Origin of the sequence: Streptomyces shaanxiensis (assembly GCF_039537145.1) — a bacterium.
Taxonomy (GTDB): domain Bacteria; phylum Actinomycetota; class Actinomycetes; order Streptomycetales; family Streptomycetaceae; genus Streptomyces; species Streptomyces shaanxiensis.
This window is the reverse complement of the sequence record NZ_BAAAZY010000034.1, coordinates 12130-27244: the sequence shown is the minus strand read 5'-3', so window position 1 is coordinate 27244 and position 15115 is coordinate 12130. Positions and strand designations below refer to the sequence as shown.

Below are 15115 nucleotides of genomic sequence, written 5' to 3'. Positions count from 1 at the left end.
CCGCTAGATATGGCACGGCGATACGACACAAACGACGCGACCGACCGTACGACCGGTCTGCGTGAAGCCGCGTCCGCCGTCCGCCGTGGCGAGCTCGTGGTCCTCCCGACCGACACGGTGTACGGCATCGGCGCCGACGCGTTCGCCAAGGAGGCCGTCGGCGATCTGCTGGAGGCCAAGGGGCGCGGCCGCAACATGCCCACCCCTGTGCTGATCGGGTCCCCGAACACGCTCCACGGTCTCGTCACCGACTTCTCCGAGCTGGCCTGGGAGCTGGTCGACGCGTTCTGGCCGGGCGCGCTGACGCTGGTCGCCAAGCACCAGCCGTCGCTGCAGTGGGACCTGGGTGACACCCGGGGCACGGTTGCCGTGCGCATGCCACTGCACCCGATCGCCATCGAGCTGCTCACCGAGGTCGGCCCGATGGCGGTGTCGTCGGCGAACCTGACGGGCCACCCCGCCCCCGAGGACTGTGACGCCGCGCAGGAGATGCTCGGCGACTCGGTCTCCGTCTACCTGGACGGCGGCCCGACCCCCGGCAACGTCCCGTCGTCGATCGTCGACGTCACGCGCGAGGTGCCCCTCCTCCTGCGTGCGGGGGCGATCTCCGCGGACGAGCTGCGCAAGGTCGTACCCGACCTCGAGGTGGCCAATTGACAGCCCCTGAAGCGGGGCGTGGCATAGGCAACGGGGAAGGCGCGGCGGAGATCACCACGACATTCGTCGGACTCCCGCGCGACAGCTTCCGCATCCTCCACGTCAGCACCGGCAACGTGTGCCGCTCGCCGATCACCGAGCGGCTGACCCGTCATTTCGTGGCGCAGCGCCTAGGTGTGCTCGGCGGCGGGCTGATCGTGGAGAGCGCGGGCACCTGGGGCCACGAGGGCGCGCCCATGGAATCGAACGCGGAGACGGTCCTCGCCGACTTCGGCGCGGACGCCTCCGGCTTCGTCGGCCGCGAGCTCCTCGACGAGCACGTCATCCGCGCCGACCTGGTCCTGACCGCCACCCGCGACCACCGCGCCCAGGTCATCTCCATGGGCCACTCGGCGGGCCTGCGCACCTTCACCCTCAAGGAGTTCACCCGCCTGGTGAAGGCCATAGACCCGGCGACACTGCCTCCCCTGGAGGATGGCGTGGTGATCCGCGCCCGGGCCCTGGTCCGTGCGGCGGCCGCTCTACGCGGGTGGCTCCTCGCGCCGACGGCGGAGGCGGACGAGGTGTACGACCCGTACGGAGCACCGCTGCCGTTCTTCCGGTCGGTCGGGGACGAGATACACGAGGCGCTGGATCCGGTGGTGACGGCGTTGACGGGGGTCGCCGCGCGGGCGTGACGTGAGTCGGCGGGCGGAGTCCGAGACGCACGAGGCGCCGCATCCCGCGGTCACGGCGCTCACGCATGTGGCCGCGAGGACGTGACAACACCGGGCGCACCTGGGCTCCCCGGCCTACATTGGACGTACGTCACCGTCGACGCCCCGGAGCCCACCATGACGGTCACCCATGCCATCGAGGCCGACGTCCTGCGCCGCCAGGACCCGCAGGTCGCCGACATCCTGCTCGGGGAGCTCGACCGGCAGTCGACGACGCTCCAGCTCATCGCCGCCGAGAACTTCACGTCGCCGGCCGTGCTGGCGGCTCTCGGGTCGCCGCTCGCCAACAAGTACGCGGAGGGGTATCCGGGCGCCCGGTACCACGGCGGGTGCGAGATGGTCGACGTCGCCGAGCGGCTCGCCGTGGAGCGGGCCAAGGCGCTGTTCGGGGCCGAGCACGCCAACGTGCAGTCGCACTCGGGTTCGTCGGCCGTCCTCGCCGCGTACGCCGCCCTGCTGCGGCCCGGCGACACCGTCCTCGCCCTCGGGCTGCCGTACGGCGGCCACCTCACGCACGGCTCGCCCGCGAACTTCTCCGGCCGCTGGTTCGACTTCGTCCCCTACGGCGTCGACGCGGAGACCGGCCTCATCGACCACGACCAGGTACGCACCCTGGCCCTGAGCCACCGGCCCAAGGCGATCGTGTGCGGGTCCATCGCCTACCCCCGGCACATCGACTACGCCTTCTTCCGCGAGGTCGCCGACGAGGTGGGGGCGTATCTCATCGCCGACGCCGCCCACCCGATCGGGCTCGTCGCCGGGGGAGCGGCGCCGAATCCGGTGCCGTACGCCGATGTCGTGTGCGCGACCACCCACAAGGTGCTCCGCGGCCCGCGCGGCGGCATGATCCTGTGCGGCTCGGACCTCGCCGAGCGCGTCGATCGCGCTGTCTTCCCGTTCACCCAGGGCGGCGCCCAGATGCACGCCGTCGCCGCGAAGGCCGTGGCGTTCGGCGAGGCGGCGACACCGGCCTTCACCGCCTACGCCCATCAGGTGGTCGCCAACGCGAGGCGCCTGGCGGCCGCGCTGGCCGCGGAGGGGCTCGTCGTCACGACGGGTGGCACCGACACCCACCTCATCACCGCCGACCCCGCCCCGCTCGGCGTCGACGGCCGCAGCGCCCGCGGGCGGCTCGCGGCGGCCGGGATCGTGCTGGACTGCTGCGCGCTGCCGCACGGCGACGCCCGCGGCCTGCGCCTCGGCACGGCGGCGCTGACCACGCAGGGCATGGGGGAGAGCGAGATGGGGCGCATCGCGGCGCTGCTCGTGGCGGCACTCCGCCAGGAACCCGGAATTCGTGAAGAGGTCCGCGAACTCACACGCACATTCCCGCCGTATTCCTGAAACCAGAAATCCCGGTCGGCCCGAGGCGGTACCTCAGGCCGACCGGGACTCTTGTGTCACATCAGTTGGCGAGTCCGGCGACAGGGCCCAGCTGCTGCTGGTGGGCGCGGTCCGCATGCTGGGGGACGAGTCGGTCGGCTCTGGCCGTGGTGGTCGCATGGTGGGTCGCCGTACCCGTGAACAGCGTGGCTGTGCCGAGTCCCATTGCGATGGTGATCGTTCTCGGGCCGGCTGCCCTGTTGCTCCTGAGTACGCCTGTGTTCGGGCCCCGTAAGGCCCCTCCAGGGCTGTGCAGGCCTGAACCGCGAACCGGGGACGACCGCGCTACGGTCTAAGCTACTGGCTTGGTCGAGACCGAAACGCCAGGGAGCAGCCCGTGCGCGAATACCTGCTGACGCTCTGCATCACGGCCGCGGTGACGTATCTGCTGACAGGGCCGGTACGGAAATTCGCGATCGTGGCCGGAGCGATGCCGGAGATCCGGGCACGCGACGTGCACCGGGAGCCCACTCCGCGGCTCGGCGGGATCGCGATGTTCTTCGGCCTGTGCGCGGGCCTGCTGGTCGCCGACCATCTGACCAACCTCAGTACGGTCTTCGAGAAGTCCAACGAGCCGCGGGCGCTGCTCTCCGGAGCGGCGCTCATCTGGCTGATCGGCGTCCTGGACGACAAGTTCGAGATCGACGCCCTGATCAAGCTGGGCGGCCAGATGATCGCCGCCGGCGTCATGGTCATGCAGGGTCTGACGATCCTGTGGCTGCCGATCCCGGGCGTGGGCACGGTCGCGATCACTCCGTGGCAGGGCACCCTGCTGACGGTGGCGCTCGTCGTCATCACCATCAACGCGGTCAACTTCGTCGACGGACTCGACGGCCTGGCCGCGGGCATGGTGTGCATCGCGTCCCTGGCCTTCTTCATGTACGCGTACCGCGTCTGGTACGGCTACGGCATCGAGGAAGCCGCCCCCGCGACGCTCTTCGCGACGATCCTGATCGGCATGTGCGTGGGCTTCCTGCCCCACAACATGCACCCCGCGCGGATCTTCATGGGGGACTCAGGATCGATGCTCATCGGCCTGGTGCTGGCCGCCTCGGCCATCTCCATCACCGGCCAGATCGACCCGGACAGGCTGAACCTGTTCTCCGGTTCGGAGCGCAACACCGTGCACCAGATGGTGCCCGCCTATATTCCGCTGCTGATGCCCCTGACGATCATCGCCGTGCCGGCCGCCGACCTGGTCCTGGCGATCGTGCGCCGCACCTGGCGCGGCCAGTCGCCGTTCGCCGCCGACCGGGGGCACCTGCACCACCGCCTGCTGGAGATCGGTCACTCCCACAGCCGCGCGGTGCTGATCATGTACTTCTGGTCGGCGCTGATCGCCTTCGGCGCGCTCGCCTACTCCGTGAACTCGGCGTCCATGTGGATCGTGCTGGGCGTGGTGTTCCTGAGCGCCATCGGGCTCGTGCTGCTTCTGCTGCCCCGCTTCACGCCACGCACCCCGCGCTGGGCCGAGGCCTTCGTGCCGCCGCGCTACCGCCGCCGCAGGGCCGTCGCGGAACCGTCCGCCACGATCCCGCAGAGCGCTTCCGCCGAGACAGCGGCGGACGCGACCGGGACCCGCTCCGTGGAGGAGCCGCGCACGCCGGTCGCCGCCGGGGCTGCGCGCGTCAACGGGGCGACCGCCATCGGCGCCCGTTCGCGCCTCCTGGACCGGCGTAAAGCCGGAACCTCACGCTGACGGTAAGAGCGCCCGCAAGGTAAGAATCTGACTAGAGCATTGCCAAGTCATGGGGGAACGAAGCCCCTAATACCAGACAAGTCGGCCGGGTTTCTGCACAGACGCGCGCTGTCACTCTCATGTGTGACACCCAGCACACCCCCAGGTAAAGACCTCATCAAATAGTTTGTGATACGGTTCACGAGAACCCCCGGATAGAGCCGAAGGACCGTAGTGCGACGGTCCATTGGCGTGAGGTTCTCTCTCAGCCCGGGACTACGCTCGTCCATGACGACACCCTGCCCCCACCGTGAAAGCGGAGTTGCCGCCATGCCGTCCAATGACGTCCGGATCCTGCTCCAGGCCGCTGTGCCCACAGCCGCCGTCGGCGCTGTAGCCGCCGTCGTCAGTGGCGTGGTCGCCGGTGGCAAGGGAGCGATCGGGGCGGTCGTCGCGACGCTGGTCGTGATCCTGTTCATGGGGCTCGGTCTCTACGTTCTCCAGCGCACTGCCAAATCGCTTCCGCACCTCTTCCAGGCGATGGGCCTGATGCTGTACGCGGCACAGATCCTGCTGCTGTTCATCTTCATGGCCGCGTTCAAGAACACAACGCTGTTCAACCCTCGTGCCTTCGCGTTCACGCTGCTCGCGGGCACGCTCGTGTGGATCGCCATGCAGACGCGTGCCCACATGAAGGCCAAGATCCTCTACGTAGAACCCGATTCGGGCGCCTCCTCGAAGGGTGACAAGCCCGAAAAGACGGGGCACTCGTCGTGAGAGGTAGGGGCGGGATAAAGGCGCTCAAGAGACCCTGCTATCGTCCGGTGCCAACTGCGGCATCGCGGGCGCGGGCATCTGAGCTGACGCCTGCTCAATCGCGAGGCGAGATGCCCCACAGCCGCCCCCATATCCGTAACACCAGTCCCGTGCCGAACCGCGGCTGCGCGCCGCGCCGACACAACGAGGTTGCCGTACCTATGCGCCACGCTGAAGGAGCCCGCGGTGAGTGCTGACCCGACGCAGGTGCTCGCCTTCGACACCAACTGCCACCTGTTCGACGGTTGTGGCTTCGCCGAGGTGTCGCCGGGCCTGCACTCGTTCCTGTTCCAGCCCCTGTTGGGTGACGGGGACAGCAACCTGTACTTCAACAAGACGATGCTGCTGGCGCTGCTCGGCTCGGTCATCATCATCGGGTTCTTCTGGGCGGCCTTCCGCAGGCCGCAGGTCGTCCCCGGCAAGCTCCAGATGGTCGCCGAGGCCGGCTACGACTTCATCCGACGCGGTGTCGTCTACGAGACGATCGGCAAGAGGGAGGGCGAGAAGTACGTACCGCTCGTCGTCTCGCTGTTCTTCTTCGTCTGGATGCTGAACCTGTGGTCGATCATCCCGATCGCCCAGTTCCCGGTCACCGCGATCATCTCGTACCCGCTGGTCCTGGCGCTGATCGTCTACATCCTCTGGGTGTCCCTGACCTTCAAGAGGCACGGCTTCGTCGGCTTCTGGAAGAACGTCACCGGCTACGACAAGTCGCTGGGCGCGGTGCTGCCGCTGGCCATGCTGATCGAGCTCTTCTCGAACCTGCTGATCCGGCCGTTCACGCACGCCGTGCGACTCTTCGCGAACATGTTCGCCGGTCACACCCTGCTGCTGCTGTTCACGATCGCCAGCTGGTACATGCTGAACAGCTGGGGCATCGCCTACGCGGGTGTCTCGTTCGTGATGGTCATCGTGATGACGGCCTTCGAGCTGTTCATCCAGGCCCTGCAGGCGTACGTGTTCGTTCTGCTGACGTGCACCTACATCCAGGGCGCTCTCGCCGAGCACCACTGAGCCACCGCCCCTCTCACCGCCACAATTCGTCCGGTGGCCAACCCCCACCGGTCCGTAAAGAAAAGGAAGAACTGGCATGTCCCAGACCCTTGCTGCTGTCGAAGGCTCCCTCGGCTCCATCGGTTACGGCCTCGCCGCGATCGGCCCCGGCGTCGGCGTCGGCATCATCTTCGGTAACGGCACCCAGGCCCTGGCCCGTCAGCCCGAGGCCGCCGGCCTGATCCGTGCCAACCAGATCCTCGGCTTCGCCTTCTGTGAGGCGCTCGCCCTGATCGGTCTGGTCATGCCGTTCGTCTACGGCTACTGATCAACCCACCAGTCCAGCCGACTAGACGAAAGGCACTCACATGAGCCAGCTGCTCATCGCGGCGAGCGAGGGGGAGAACCCCCTCATTCCGCCGGTCCCTGAGCTTGTCATCGGCCTGCTCGCCTTCGTCATCGTCTTCGGCTTCCTCGCCAAGAAGCTCCTCCCGAACATCAACAAGGTTCTGGAAGAGCGCCGCGAGGCCATCGAGGGCGGTATCGAGAAGGCCGAGGCCGCCCAGACCGAGGCCCAGAGCGTTCTGGAGCAGTACAAGGCCCAGCTCGCCGAGGCCCGGCACGAGGCCGCGCGTCTGCGCCAGGAGGCGCAGGAGCAGGGCGCCACGCTCATCGCCGAGATGCGCGCGGAAGGCCAGCGGCAGCGCGAGGAGATCGTCGCCGCCGGTCACGCGCAGATCGAGGCCGACCGCAAGGCCGCCGCGTCCGCGCTGCGCCAGGACGTCGGCAAGCTTGCCACCGACCTGGCGGGCAAGCTCGTCGGAGAGTCCCTCGAGGACCACGCCCGGCAGAGCCGTGTCATCGACCGCTTCCTCGACGAGCTCGAGGAGAAGGCCGAGGCCGGACGATGAACGGAGCGAGCCGCGAGGCCCTGGCAGCCGCACGCGAGCGACTCGACGCGCTGACGGACAACACGTCCGTGGACGCCGGACGGCTCGCCGACGAGCTGGCCGCCGTCACCGCGCTGCTCGACCGCGAGGTGTCGCTGCGTCGGGTCCTGACCGACCCGGCGCAGGCCGGTGAGGCCAAGGCCGAGCTGGCCCAGCGCCTGCTCGGCGGCCAGGTCGGCGGCGAGACCGCTGACCTGCTGGCCGGCATGGTGCGCTCCCGCTGGTCGCAGTCCCGCGACCTGGTGGACGCGCTGGAGGAGCTGGCGAACACCGCCGACCTCACCGCCGCGCAGAAGGCGGGCTCGCTCGACGACGTCGAGGACGAGCTGTTCCGGTTCGGCCGGATCGTCGCCTCGAGCACCGGGCTGCGCGCCGCGCTGACCGACCGTGCCGCCACCACCTCGGCCAAGAGCGAGCTGCTGCGCAGCCTGCTCGGCGGTCGGGCCAAGGCGACCACCGAGCGTCTGGTGACGCGTCTTGTGACCGTGCCGCGTGGACGTAGCCTGGAGTCGGGACTGGAGTCCCTGTCCAAGCTCGCCGCCGAGCGCCGGGAGCGCCTGGTGGCCGTCGTGACCTCGGCGGTGCCGCTGAGCGACAGGCAGAAGCAGCGCCTGGGCGCCGCTCTCGGGAAGCTCTACGGCCACACGATGCACCTCAACATCGACGTGGACCCCGAGGTCGTCGGCGGTATCCGGGTGCAGGTCGGCGACGAGGTCATCAACGGCTCCCTCGCGGACCGCATCGAGGACGCCGGCCGCCGACTGGCGAGCTAGCAGTAACTCAATACGCAGTACGTACTTACGACGGCCCAGTTGGGCCGTGCAGAGGATTCACCTCTTTCAGGGGGGAGTCCCCATCCCCCCAAAGTGAAACTTCGGGCCCAACAAGGAGAGCAGGGAACCCAGATGGCGGAGCTCACGATCCGGCCGGAGGAGATCCGGGACGCACTGGAGACCTTTGTCCAGTCGTACAAGCCGGACGCGGCCTCGCGCGAGGAGGTCGGTACGGTCACCCTTGCCGGCGACGGCATCGCGAAGGTCGAGGGTCTTCCCTCGGCCATGGCCAACGAACTGCTGAAGTTCGAGGACGGCACCCTCGGCCTCGCCCTCAACCTCGAGGAGCGCGAGATCGGTGCCATCGTCCTCGGTGAGTTCAGCGGCATCGAGGAGGGGCAGCCGGTGCAGCGCACCGGTGAGGTTCTCTCCGTCGCGGTGGGCGAGGGCTACCTCGGCCGCGTCGTCGACCCGCTCGGCAACCCGATCGACGGCCTCGGCGAGATCGAGACGTCCGGCCGCCGCGCCCTCGAGCTGCAGGCCCCCACGGTCATGCAGCGCAAGTCGGTGCACGAGCCGATGGAGACCGGCTACAAGGCCGTCGACGCGATGACCCCGATCGGCCGTGGTCAGCGTCAGCTGATCATCGGTGACCGCCAGACCGGCAAGACCGCCCTGGCCGTCGACACGATCATCAACCAGCGCGACAACTGGCGCACCGGCGACCCGAACAAGCAGGTCCGCTGCATCTACGTCGCCATCGGCCAGAAGGGCTCGACGATCGCGTCGGTCCGCCGCGCGCTGGAGGAGAACGGCGCGCTGGAGTACACGACCATCGTCGCCGCCCCGGCGTCCGACCCGGCCGGCTTCAAGTACCTGGCGCCGTACACCGGTTCGGCCATCGGTCAGCAGTGGATGTACGAGGGCAAGCACGTCCTCATCATCTTCGACGACCTCTCGAAGCAGGCCGACGCCTACCGCGCCGTGTCCCTGCTGCTGCGCCGCCCGCCGGGCCGTGAGGCCTACCCGGGTGACGTCTTCTACCTGCACTCCCGTCTGCTGGAGCGCTGCGCCAAGCTCTCCGACGACATGGGTGCCGGCTCGATGACCGGTCTGCCGATCGTCGAGACCAAGGCCAACGACGTCTCGGCGTTCATTCCGACCAACGTCATCTCCATCACCGACGGCCAGTGCTTCCTGGAGTCGGACCTCTTCAACGCCGGTCAGCGCCCCGCGCTGAACGTCGGTATCTCCGTCTCCCGAGTCGGTGGTTCCGCGCAGCACAAGGCGATGAAGCAGGTCTCCGGTCGTCTGCGCGTGGACCTCGCCCAGTTCCGTGAGCTGGAGGCGTTCGCCGCCTTCGGTTCCGACCTGGACGCCGCGTCGAAGGCGCAGCTGGAGCGCGGTCAGCGCATGGTCGAGCTGCTGAAGCAGGCCCAGTACGAGCCGATGTCCACCGAGGACCAGGTCGTCTCCGTGTGGGCCGGCACCACCGGCAAGATGGACGACGTGCCGGTCGTCGACATCCGCCGCTTCGAGAAGGAGCTGCTCGAGTACCTGCACCGCAAGGAGCAGGGCCTCATGACCTCCATCAAGGAGGGCGGCAAGATGTCGGACGACACCCTCGGCGCCGTCGCCGACGCCATCGCGGAGTTCAAGAAGCAGTTCGAGACCGCGGACGGCAAGCTCCTCGGCGAAGAGGCTCCGGCCGCCCCGAAGGCGACCAGCGCCTCCAAGTGACGTAAGGAAGGGACCTGACTCATGGGAGCCCAGCTCCGGGTCTACAAGCGTCGCATCCGATCCGTCACCGCGACCAAGAAGATCACGAAGGCGATGGAGATGATCGCCGCCTCGCGCGTCGTCAAGGCGCAGCGCAAGGTGGCGGCCTCCACGCCCTACGCGACCGAGCTCACCCGCGCGGTCACGGCGGTCGGTACCGGCTCGAACACCAAGCACCCGCTGACCACGCAGGCCGAGACGGTCGCGCGGTCCGCGGTGCTGCTCCTGACCAGCGACCGCGGTCTCGCCGGTGCGTTCAACTCCAACGCCATCAAGGCGGCGGAGCAGCTCACCGAGCGCCTGGAGCGCGAGGGCAAGGAGGTCGACATCTACATCGTCGGCCGCCGTGGTGTGGCGCACTACAACTTCCGTGAGCGCAAGATCGCGGAGTCGTGGAGCGGTTTCACCGACGAGCCCACGTACGCGGACGCCAAGAAGGTCGCGGCTCCGCTGATCGAGGCCATCGAGACGGCGACGGCGGAGGGCGGCGTGGACGAGCTCCACATCGTCTACACCGAGTTCGTGTCGATGATGACCCAGCAGGCGCTCGATGCGCGTCTGCTGCCGCTCAGCCTCGAAGAGGTCGCGGAGGAGGCCCCGTCCAAGGGCGAGATCCTTCCGCTGTACGACTTCGAGCCCTCGGCGGAGGACGTCCTCGACGCCCTGCTGCCGCGCTATGTGGAGAGCCGTATCTACAACGCGCTGCTCCAGTCGGCCGCCTCCAAGCACGCCGCCACGCGGCGCGCGATGAAGTCGGCCACCGACAACGCCGGAGAGCTCATCGAGACGCTGTCCCGGCTTGCGAACGCGGCCCGCCAGGCCGAAATCACCCAGGAAATCAGCGAGATCGTCGGTGGCTCCGCAGCCCTGGCCGACGCGACCGCGGGGAGTGACCGCTAATGACCACCACTGTTGAGACCGCGACGGCCACGGGCCGCGTCGCCCGGGTCATCGGCCCGGTCGTCGACGTGGAGTTCCCCGTCGACGCGATGCCGGAGATCTACAACGCCCTCCACGTCGAGGTCGCCGACCCGGCGAACGCGGGCGAGAAGAAGCTGCTGACCCTGGAGGTCGCCCAGCACCTGGGTGACGGCCTGGTCCGCACCATCTCCATGCAGCCCACCGACGGCCTGGTCCGCCAGGCCCCGGTCACCGACACCGGCACGGGCATCACCGTCCCGGTCGGCGACTTCACCAAGGGCAAGGTGTTCAACACCCTCGGTGAGGTGCTGAACGTCGACGAGAAGTACGACGGCGAGCGCTGGTCCATCCACCGCAAGGCCCCGAACTTCGACGAGCTCGAGTCGAAGACCGAGATGTTCGAGACCGGCGTCAAGTGCATCGACCTGCTCACCCCGTACGTCAAGGGTGGAAAGATCGGTCTGTTCGGCGGTGCCGGCGTCGGCAAGACGGTGCTCATCCAGGAGATGATCTACCGCGTCGCCAACAACCACGACGGTGTGTCGGTGTTCGCCGGTGTCGGTGAGCGCACCCGTGAGGGCAACGACCTCATCGACGAGATGAGCGAGTCGGGCGTCATCGACAAGACCGCGCTGGTCTTCGGTCAGATGGACGAGCCCCCGGGCACCCGTCTGCGCGTGGCCCTGGCCGGCCTGACCATGGCGGAGTACTTCCGCGATGTGCAGAAGCAGGACGTGCTGTTCTTCATCGACAACATCTTCCGCTTCACGCAGGCCGGTTCCGAGGTGTCGACCCTGCTCGGCCGTATGCCCTCCGCGGTGGGTTACCAGCCGAACCTGGCCGACGAGATGGGTCTCCTCCAGGAGCGCATCACCTCGACCCGTGGTCACTCGATCACCTCGATGCAGGCGATCTACGTCCCCGCGGACGACCTGACCGACCCGGCCCCGGCGACCACGTTCGCCCACCTCGACGCGACGACGGTGCTGTCCCGTCCGATCTCCGAGAAGGGCATCTACCCGGCGATCGACCCGCTGGACTCCACGTCCCGCATCCTGGACCCGCGCTACATCGCGGCGGACCACTACAACACCGCCATGCGTGTCAAGGGGATCCTCCAGAAGTACAAGGACCTCCAGGACATCATCGCGATCCTCGGTATCGACGAGCTCAGCGAGGAGGACAAGCTGGTCGTCCAGCGTGCCCGCCGCGTCGAGCGCTTCCTGTCCCAGAACACGCACGTCGCCAAGCAGTTCACCGGTGTGGACGGCTCCGACGTGCCGCTGGACGAGTCGATCACCGCGTTCAACGCGATCTGCGACGGTGAGTTCGACCACTTCCCGGAGCAGGCGTTCTTCATGTGCGGTGGTCTCGAGGACCTCAAGAAGAACGCGAAGGAGCTGGGCGTCTCCTGACGCACGGTGCTCTTGAGCCATTGAGCTCTTGACGGAGGGGGCGGGGGTTCGTCCCGCCCCCTCTCTCACGCCTACTAGACTTGTAACCAACACCCGGCAGAACCGCCGGGTGGTGACCCGAGGAGCCACCTTGGCTGCTGAGCTGCACGTCGCGCTGGTCGCCGCCGACCGTGAGGTCTGGTCGGGCCAGGCCACCCTGGTCGTCGCGCGCACCACGTCCGGCGACATCGGCGTCATGCCCGGTCACCAGCCGCTGCTCGGTGTGCTGGAGTCGGGCCCGGTGACCATCCGTACGAGTGAGGGTGGGACTGTCATCGCCGCGGTGCACGGCGGTTTCATCTCGTTCGCGGACAACAAGCTGTCGCTGCTGGCCGAGATCGCCGAGCTTTCGGACGAGATCGATGTCCAGCGCGCGGAGCGGGCACTGGAGCGCGCGAAGTCGGACGACGACGCGTCCGCAGGCCGCCGCGCGGAGGTCCGCCTGCAGGCGGCGACGGCGCGCTGACCCACGGGGTCACCTCCCGGGCCGTCTAGGCTCTGGGGGAGCGCACGCGATGACGTCACTCAGCCGCGGCTGGGACCGGAGCAATCCGGTGCCGGTCGCGGCTGAGGCAGATATGGAAGTTTTTTCCGTTCCGTTACCTAGGAGACGAGGAGGTCGGTGTCGATGGTCCTCGCTCTGACTGTGTGCGGAATCGTTGTCGCCCTGGTGGTGCTGGGGCTGTTCGTCTTCGGCCTGCGCCGCAGACTCATCCAGCGCTCCGGCGGCACCTTCGACTGTTCCCTGCGCTGGGACGTACCCGAGAAACCCGACACCAGCGGCAAGGGCTGGAGCTACGGCGTCGCCCGCTACAACGGCGACCGCATCGAGTGGTACCGCGTCTTCTCCTACGCCTATCGCCCGCGCCGCATCCTGGAGCGCTCCGCGATCGAGGTGGCCGGCCGTCGCGTCCCCGACGGCGAGGAGGAGCTGGCGCTGCTGTCCGACGCCGTGATCCTCGTCTGTCTGCACCGGGGCACGCGCCTGGAACTCGCCATGAGCGAAGACGCGCTGACCGGTTTCCTCGCGTGGCTTGAGGCAGCCCCGCCCGGTCAGCGCGTCAATGTCGCCTAGGGGTCTTCAACCCCTGGAACGAGCCTTTGAATTTCCTTACGACAGCCCGCTGTTGATGGCGCTCACCAGCTCGCCGTTGCTGCTGTCGCCGCTGAACTCCCAGAAGAACGCGCCGCCGAGGCCCTGGTTCTTGGCCCAGCTCATCTTCCCGGCGATCGTCGACGGGGTGTCGTACGACCACCAGTTGCTGCCGCAGTGCGCGTACGCGGTGCCCGCGATCGTGCCGGTGGCCGGGCAGGAGTTCTTGAGGACCTTGTAGTCCTCGATGCCCGCCTCGTAGGTGCCGGTCGCCGGGCCGGTGGCGGTGCCGCCGGGGGCGGACTGGGTGACGCCGGTCCAGCCGCGGCCGTAGAAGCCGATGCCGAGCAGCAGCTTGCTCGCCGGGACGCCCTTGGCCTTGAGCTTGGCTATGGCGGCGGCGGAGTTGAAGCCCTCCTTGGGGATGCCGGTGTACGACGTGAGCGGCGAGTGCGGGGCGGTGGGGCCGGTCTTGTCCCAGGCGCCGAAGTAGTCGTACGTCATCACGTTGTACCAGTCGAGGTACTGGGCGGCGCCGCCGTAGTCGGCCGCGTCGATCTTGCCGCCGGCCGAGGCGTCGGCGGTGATGGCGGCGGTGACCAGGTAGTTCGAGCCGAATTCGGCACGCAGCGCCTGGGAGAGGTTCTTGAACGCCGCCGCGCCGGAGGTGTCGCAGGTCAGGCCGCAGGCGTTCGGGTACTCCCAGTCGATGTCGATGCCGTCGAAGACGTCGGCCCAGCGCGGGTCCTCGACCACGGCCTTGCAGGACTTGGCGAACGCGGCCGCGTTGGCCGCCGCCTGGCCGAAGCCGCCGGAGTAGGTCCAGCCGCCGAAGGAGTACAGCACCTTGATGTGCGGGTACTTGGCCTTCAGCTGGCGCAGCTGGTTGAAGTTGCCGCGCAGCGGCTGGTCCCAGGTGTCGGCGGCGCCGCTGACGGACTGGTCGGCGGTGTAGGCCTTGTCGTAGGCGGCGTAGGTGTCGTCGACGACGCACTTGCCGTCCTTGACGTTGCCGAACGCGTAGTTGATGTGTGTGATCTTCGACGCCGAGCCCGAGGTCACCAGGTTCTTGACGTGGTAGTTGCGGCCGTAGACGCCCCACTCGGTGAAGTAGCCGAGCTTGACCTTGTCACCGGTCGGGGGCGGCTCGGTGGTGCCGCCGGTGGTGCGGACCGCGCGGGCGCCGCTGACCGGGCCGGTCTGGTCGGCGGTGTCGCGGGCCTGGACGCTGTAGGAGTAGTCGGTGCCGGCGGTCAGGCCGGAGTCCGTGTACGACGTGGTCGTCACGGTCGCGACCTTGGCGCCGTCGCGCAGGACGTCGTAGTTCTTGACGCCGTTGTCGTCGGTGGCGGCCGACCAGCTCAGCTTCACCGAGGTGTTGGTGATGTCGGAGGCGGTGGGGGTGCCGGGGGCGGAGGGCGCGTTGTCGCCGGGGACGGTGCCGCCGTCGCAGCTGCCGCCGTTCAGCTTGCAGTTGGCGGGGGAGCCGGAGCCGGTGCCGTTGAAGCCGAAGGTGACGGAGGCGCCGGGGGCGAGGGAGCCGTTCCAGGACTTGTTCTTGGCGGTCCAGTGGGTGCCGGAGGAGGTGACGTCGGCGTCCCAGGCGGAGGTGACGGAGGTGCCGGAGGGGAAGTCCCACTCGACGGTCCAGGAACTCAGGGTCGTGGTGCCGGTGTTCTTCACCGTCCACTTGCCCTCGAAGCCGGTGCCCCAGTCCTGGGGCTTGGAGTAGGTGGCGGTGGCGGACGTGGCGGCCTCGGCCGGGCTCGCGAGGCCGACAAGACCGGCCAGCGGGAGCAACAGGGTCGCGAACCCTGCCACGGCTCTGTGTCTGAAGCGCATTCTGCGCCTCCTTGTGGGGAATCAGGGGGCATGACTGAGCCTCATGCCGCACTCATGGTG

Annotated in this window: 16 protein-coding genes; 14 read left to right on the top strand and 2 right to left on the bottom strand. The window is 68.4% G+C overall.

From position 1 onward, the window contains the following. The first annotated feature begins 9 nt into the window (after positions 1-9). From ABD932_RS42280 to ABD932_RS42270, 3 genes are all read left to right on the top strand, one after another. A complete protein-coding gene (locus tag ABD932_RS42280) occupies positions 10-657 on the top strand; it encodes an L-threonylcarbamoyladenylate synthase (RefSeq protein WP_031485833.1) in 648 nt (215 codons plus the stop codon). Continuing rightward, entirely contained in the window at positions 654-1334 is a 681-nt protein-coding gene (locus ABD932_RS42275; protein WP_345021648.1) for an arsenate reductase/protein-tyrosine-phosphatase family protein, read from the top strand. Before ABD932_RS42280 ends, ABD932_RS42275 begins: the two co-directional genes overlap by 4 nt. Positions 1335-1490: 156 nt before the next feature. Further along, on the top strand, positions 1491-2717 hold the full coding sequence (locus ABD932_RS42270; RefSeq protein WP_345021646.1) for a serine hydroxymethyltransferase: 1227 nt from the start codon (positions 1491-1493) through the stop codon (positions 2715-2717). A gap of 61 nt (positions 2718-2778) precedes the next feature. Here ABD932_RS42270 and ABD932_RS42265 read toward each other — a convergent pair whose 3' ends face one another. After that, positions 2779-2922, bottom strand: a complete 144-nt coding sequence (locus ABD932_RS42265; RefSeq protein ID WP_345021644.1) for a hypothetical protein — start codon at positions 2920-2922, stop codon at positions 2779-2781. Positions 2923-3093: 171 nt separating this feature from the next. Here ABD932_RS42265 and ABD932_RS42260 point away from each other — a divergent pair, with 171 nt between their 5' ends. The 11 genes from ABD932_RS42260 to ABD932_RS42210 all read left to right on the top strand — a co-directional run bounded on the left by ABD932_RS42260 (position 3094) and on the right by ABD932_RS42210 (position 13195). After that, a complete protein-coding gene (locus tag ABD932_RS42260; protein ID WP_345021642.1) occupies positions 3094-4455 on the top strand; it encodes an MraY family glycosyltransferase in 1362 nt (453 codons plus the stop codon). Between the two features lie 309 nt (positions 4456-4764). After that, a complete protein-coding gene (locus ABD932_RS42255) occupies positions 4765-5211 on the top strand; it encodes a Cg1360 family ATP-synthase-associated protein (protein WP_345021641.1) in 447 nt (148 codons plus the stop codon). A 225-nt stretch (positions 5212-5436) separates the two neighbouring features. Then, the gene (gene atpB, locus ABD932_RS42250; protein WP_345021639.1) at positions 5437-6264 is read left to right on the top strand and encodes a F0F1 ATP synthase subunit A; all 828 of its coding nucleotides are present in this window, start codon (positions 5437-5439) and stop codon (positions 6262-6264) included. 76 nt (positions 6265-6340) lie between these two features. Continuing rightward, complete coding sequence (gene atpE / locus ABD932_RS42245; RefSeq protein ID WP_009321656.1) at positions 6341-6571, top strand: ATP synthase F0 subunit C; 231 nt, start codon at positions 6341-6343, stop codon at positions 6569-6571. Between the two features lie 40 nt (positions 6572-6611). After that, the gene (locus tag ABD932_RS42240; RefSeq protein ID WP_030944978.1) at positions 6612-7154 is read left to right on the top strand and encodes a F0F1 ATP synthase subunit B; all 543 of its coding nucleotides are present in this window, start codon (positions 6612-6614) and stop codon (positions 7152-7154) included. Continuing rightward, positions 7151-7966 carry a F0F1 ATP synthase subunit delta gene (locus ABD932_RS42235; RefSeq protein ID WP_345021633.1) on the top strand — a complete coding sequence of 272 codons (816 nt, stop codon included), beginning with the start codon at positions 7151-7153 and terminating at the stop codon, positions 7964-7966. Before ABD932_RS42240 ends, ABD932_RS42235 begins: the two co-directional genes overlap by 4 nt. A gap of 132 nt (positions 7967-8098) precedes the next feature. Continuing rightward, positions 8099-9706, top strand: coding sequence for a F0F1 ATP synthase subunit alpha (gene atpA / locus ABD932_RS42230; RefSeq protein WP_345021631.1), 1608 nt, complete (start codon positions 8099-8101; stop codon positions 9704-9706). A gap of 21 nt (positions 9707-9727) precedes the next feature. After that, the gene (locus ABD932_RS42225) at positions 9728-10645 is read left to right on the top strand and encodes a F0F1 ATP synthase subunit gamma (RefSeq protein WP_345021629.1); all 918 of its coding nucleotides are present in this window, start codon (positions 9728-9730) and stop codon (positions 10643-10645) included. Beyond that, positions 10645-12081 carry a F0F1 ATP synthase subunit beta gene (gene atpD / locus ABD932_RS42220; RefSeq protein ID WP_345021627.1) on the top strand — a complete coding sequence of 479 codons (1437 nt, stop codon included), beginning with the start codon at positions 10645-10647 and terminating at the stop codon, positions 12079-12081. Before ABD932_RS42225 ends, atpD begins: the two co-directional genes overlap by 1 nt. Before the next feature lie 130 nt (positions 12082-12211). Continuing rightward, on the top strand, positions 12212-12586 hold the full coding sequence (locus ABD932_RS42215; protein WP_126395091.1) for a F0F1 ATP synthase subunit epsilon: 375 nt from the start codon (positions 12212-12214) through the stop codon (positions 12584-12586). Positions 12587-12748: 162 nt separating this feature from the next. Then, positions 12749-13195: a DUF2550 domain-containing protein gene (locus ABD932_RS42210; protein WP_250089033.1), complete on the top strand. Its 447-nt coding sequence runs from the start codon at positions 12749-12751 to the stop codon at positions 13193-13195. 36 nt (positions 13196-13231) lie between these two features. Here ABD932_RS42210 and ABD932_RS42205 read toward each other — a convergent pair whose 3' ends face one another. Next, positions 13232-15055 carry a glycosyl hydrolase family 18 protein gene (locus ABD932_RS42205; protein ID WP_345021624.1) on the bottom strand — a complete coding sequence of 608 codons (1824 nt, stop codon included), beginning with the start codon at positions 15053-15055 and terminating at the stop codon, positions 13232-13234. Between the last annotated feature and the right edge of the window lie 60 nt (positions 15056-15115).

Excerpts from the sequence above, each read along its gene's own strand:
- ABD932_RS42235 (WP_345021633.1), top strand. The coding sequence starts at position 7,151 with ATGAACGGAGCGAGCCGCGAGGCCCTGGCAGCCGCACGCGAGCGACTC.
- ABD932_RS42280 (WP_031485833.1), top strand. The coding sequence starts at position 10 with ATGGCACGGCGATACGACACAAACGACGCGACCGACCGTACGACCGGT.
- ABD932_RS42210 (WP_250089033.1), top strand. The coding sequence starts at position 12,749 with ATGGTCCTCGCTCTGACTGTGTGCGGAATCGTTGTCGCCCTGGTGGTG.
- atpA (WP_345021631.1), top strand. The coding sequence starts at position 8,099 with ATGGCGGAGCTCACGATCCGGCCGGAGGAGATCCGGGACGCACTGGAG.
- ABD932_RS42205 (WP_345021624.1), bottom strand. The coding sequence starts at position 15,055 with ATGCGCTTCAGACACAGAGCCGTGGCAGGGTTCGCGACCCTGTTGCTC.
- atpD (WP_345021627.1), top strand. The coding sequence starts at position 10,645 with ATGACCACCACTGTTGAGACCGCGACGGCCACGGGCCGCGTCGCCCGG.
- atpE (WP_009321656.1), top strand. The coding sequence starts at position 6,341 with ATGTCCCAGACCCTTGCTGCTGTCGAAGGCTCCCTCGGCTCCATCGGT.
- ABD932_RS42240 (WP_030944978.1), top strand. The coding sequence starts at position 6,612 with ATGAGCCAGCTGCTCATCGCGGCGAGCGAGGGGGAGAACCCCCTCATT.
- ABD932_RS42265 (WP_345021644.1), bottom strand. The coding sequence starts at position 2,922 with ATGGGACTCGGCACAGCCACGCTGTTCACGGGTACGGCGACCCACCAT.
- ABD932_RS42270 (WP_345021646.1), top strand. The coding sequence starts at position 1,491 with ATGACGGTCACCCATGCCATCGAGGCCGACGTCCTGCGCCGCCAGGAC.
- ABD932_RS42255 (WP_345021641.1), top strand. The coding sequence starts at position 4,765 with ATGCCGTCCAATGACGTCCGGATCCTGCTCCAGGCCGCTGTGCCCACA.
- ABD932_RS42225 (WP_345021629.1), top strand. The coding sequence starts at position 9,728 with ATGGGAGCCCAGCTCCGGGTCTACAAGCGTCGCATCCGATCCGTCACC.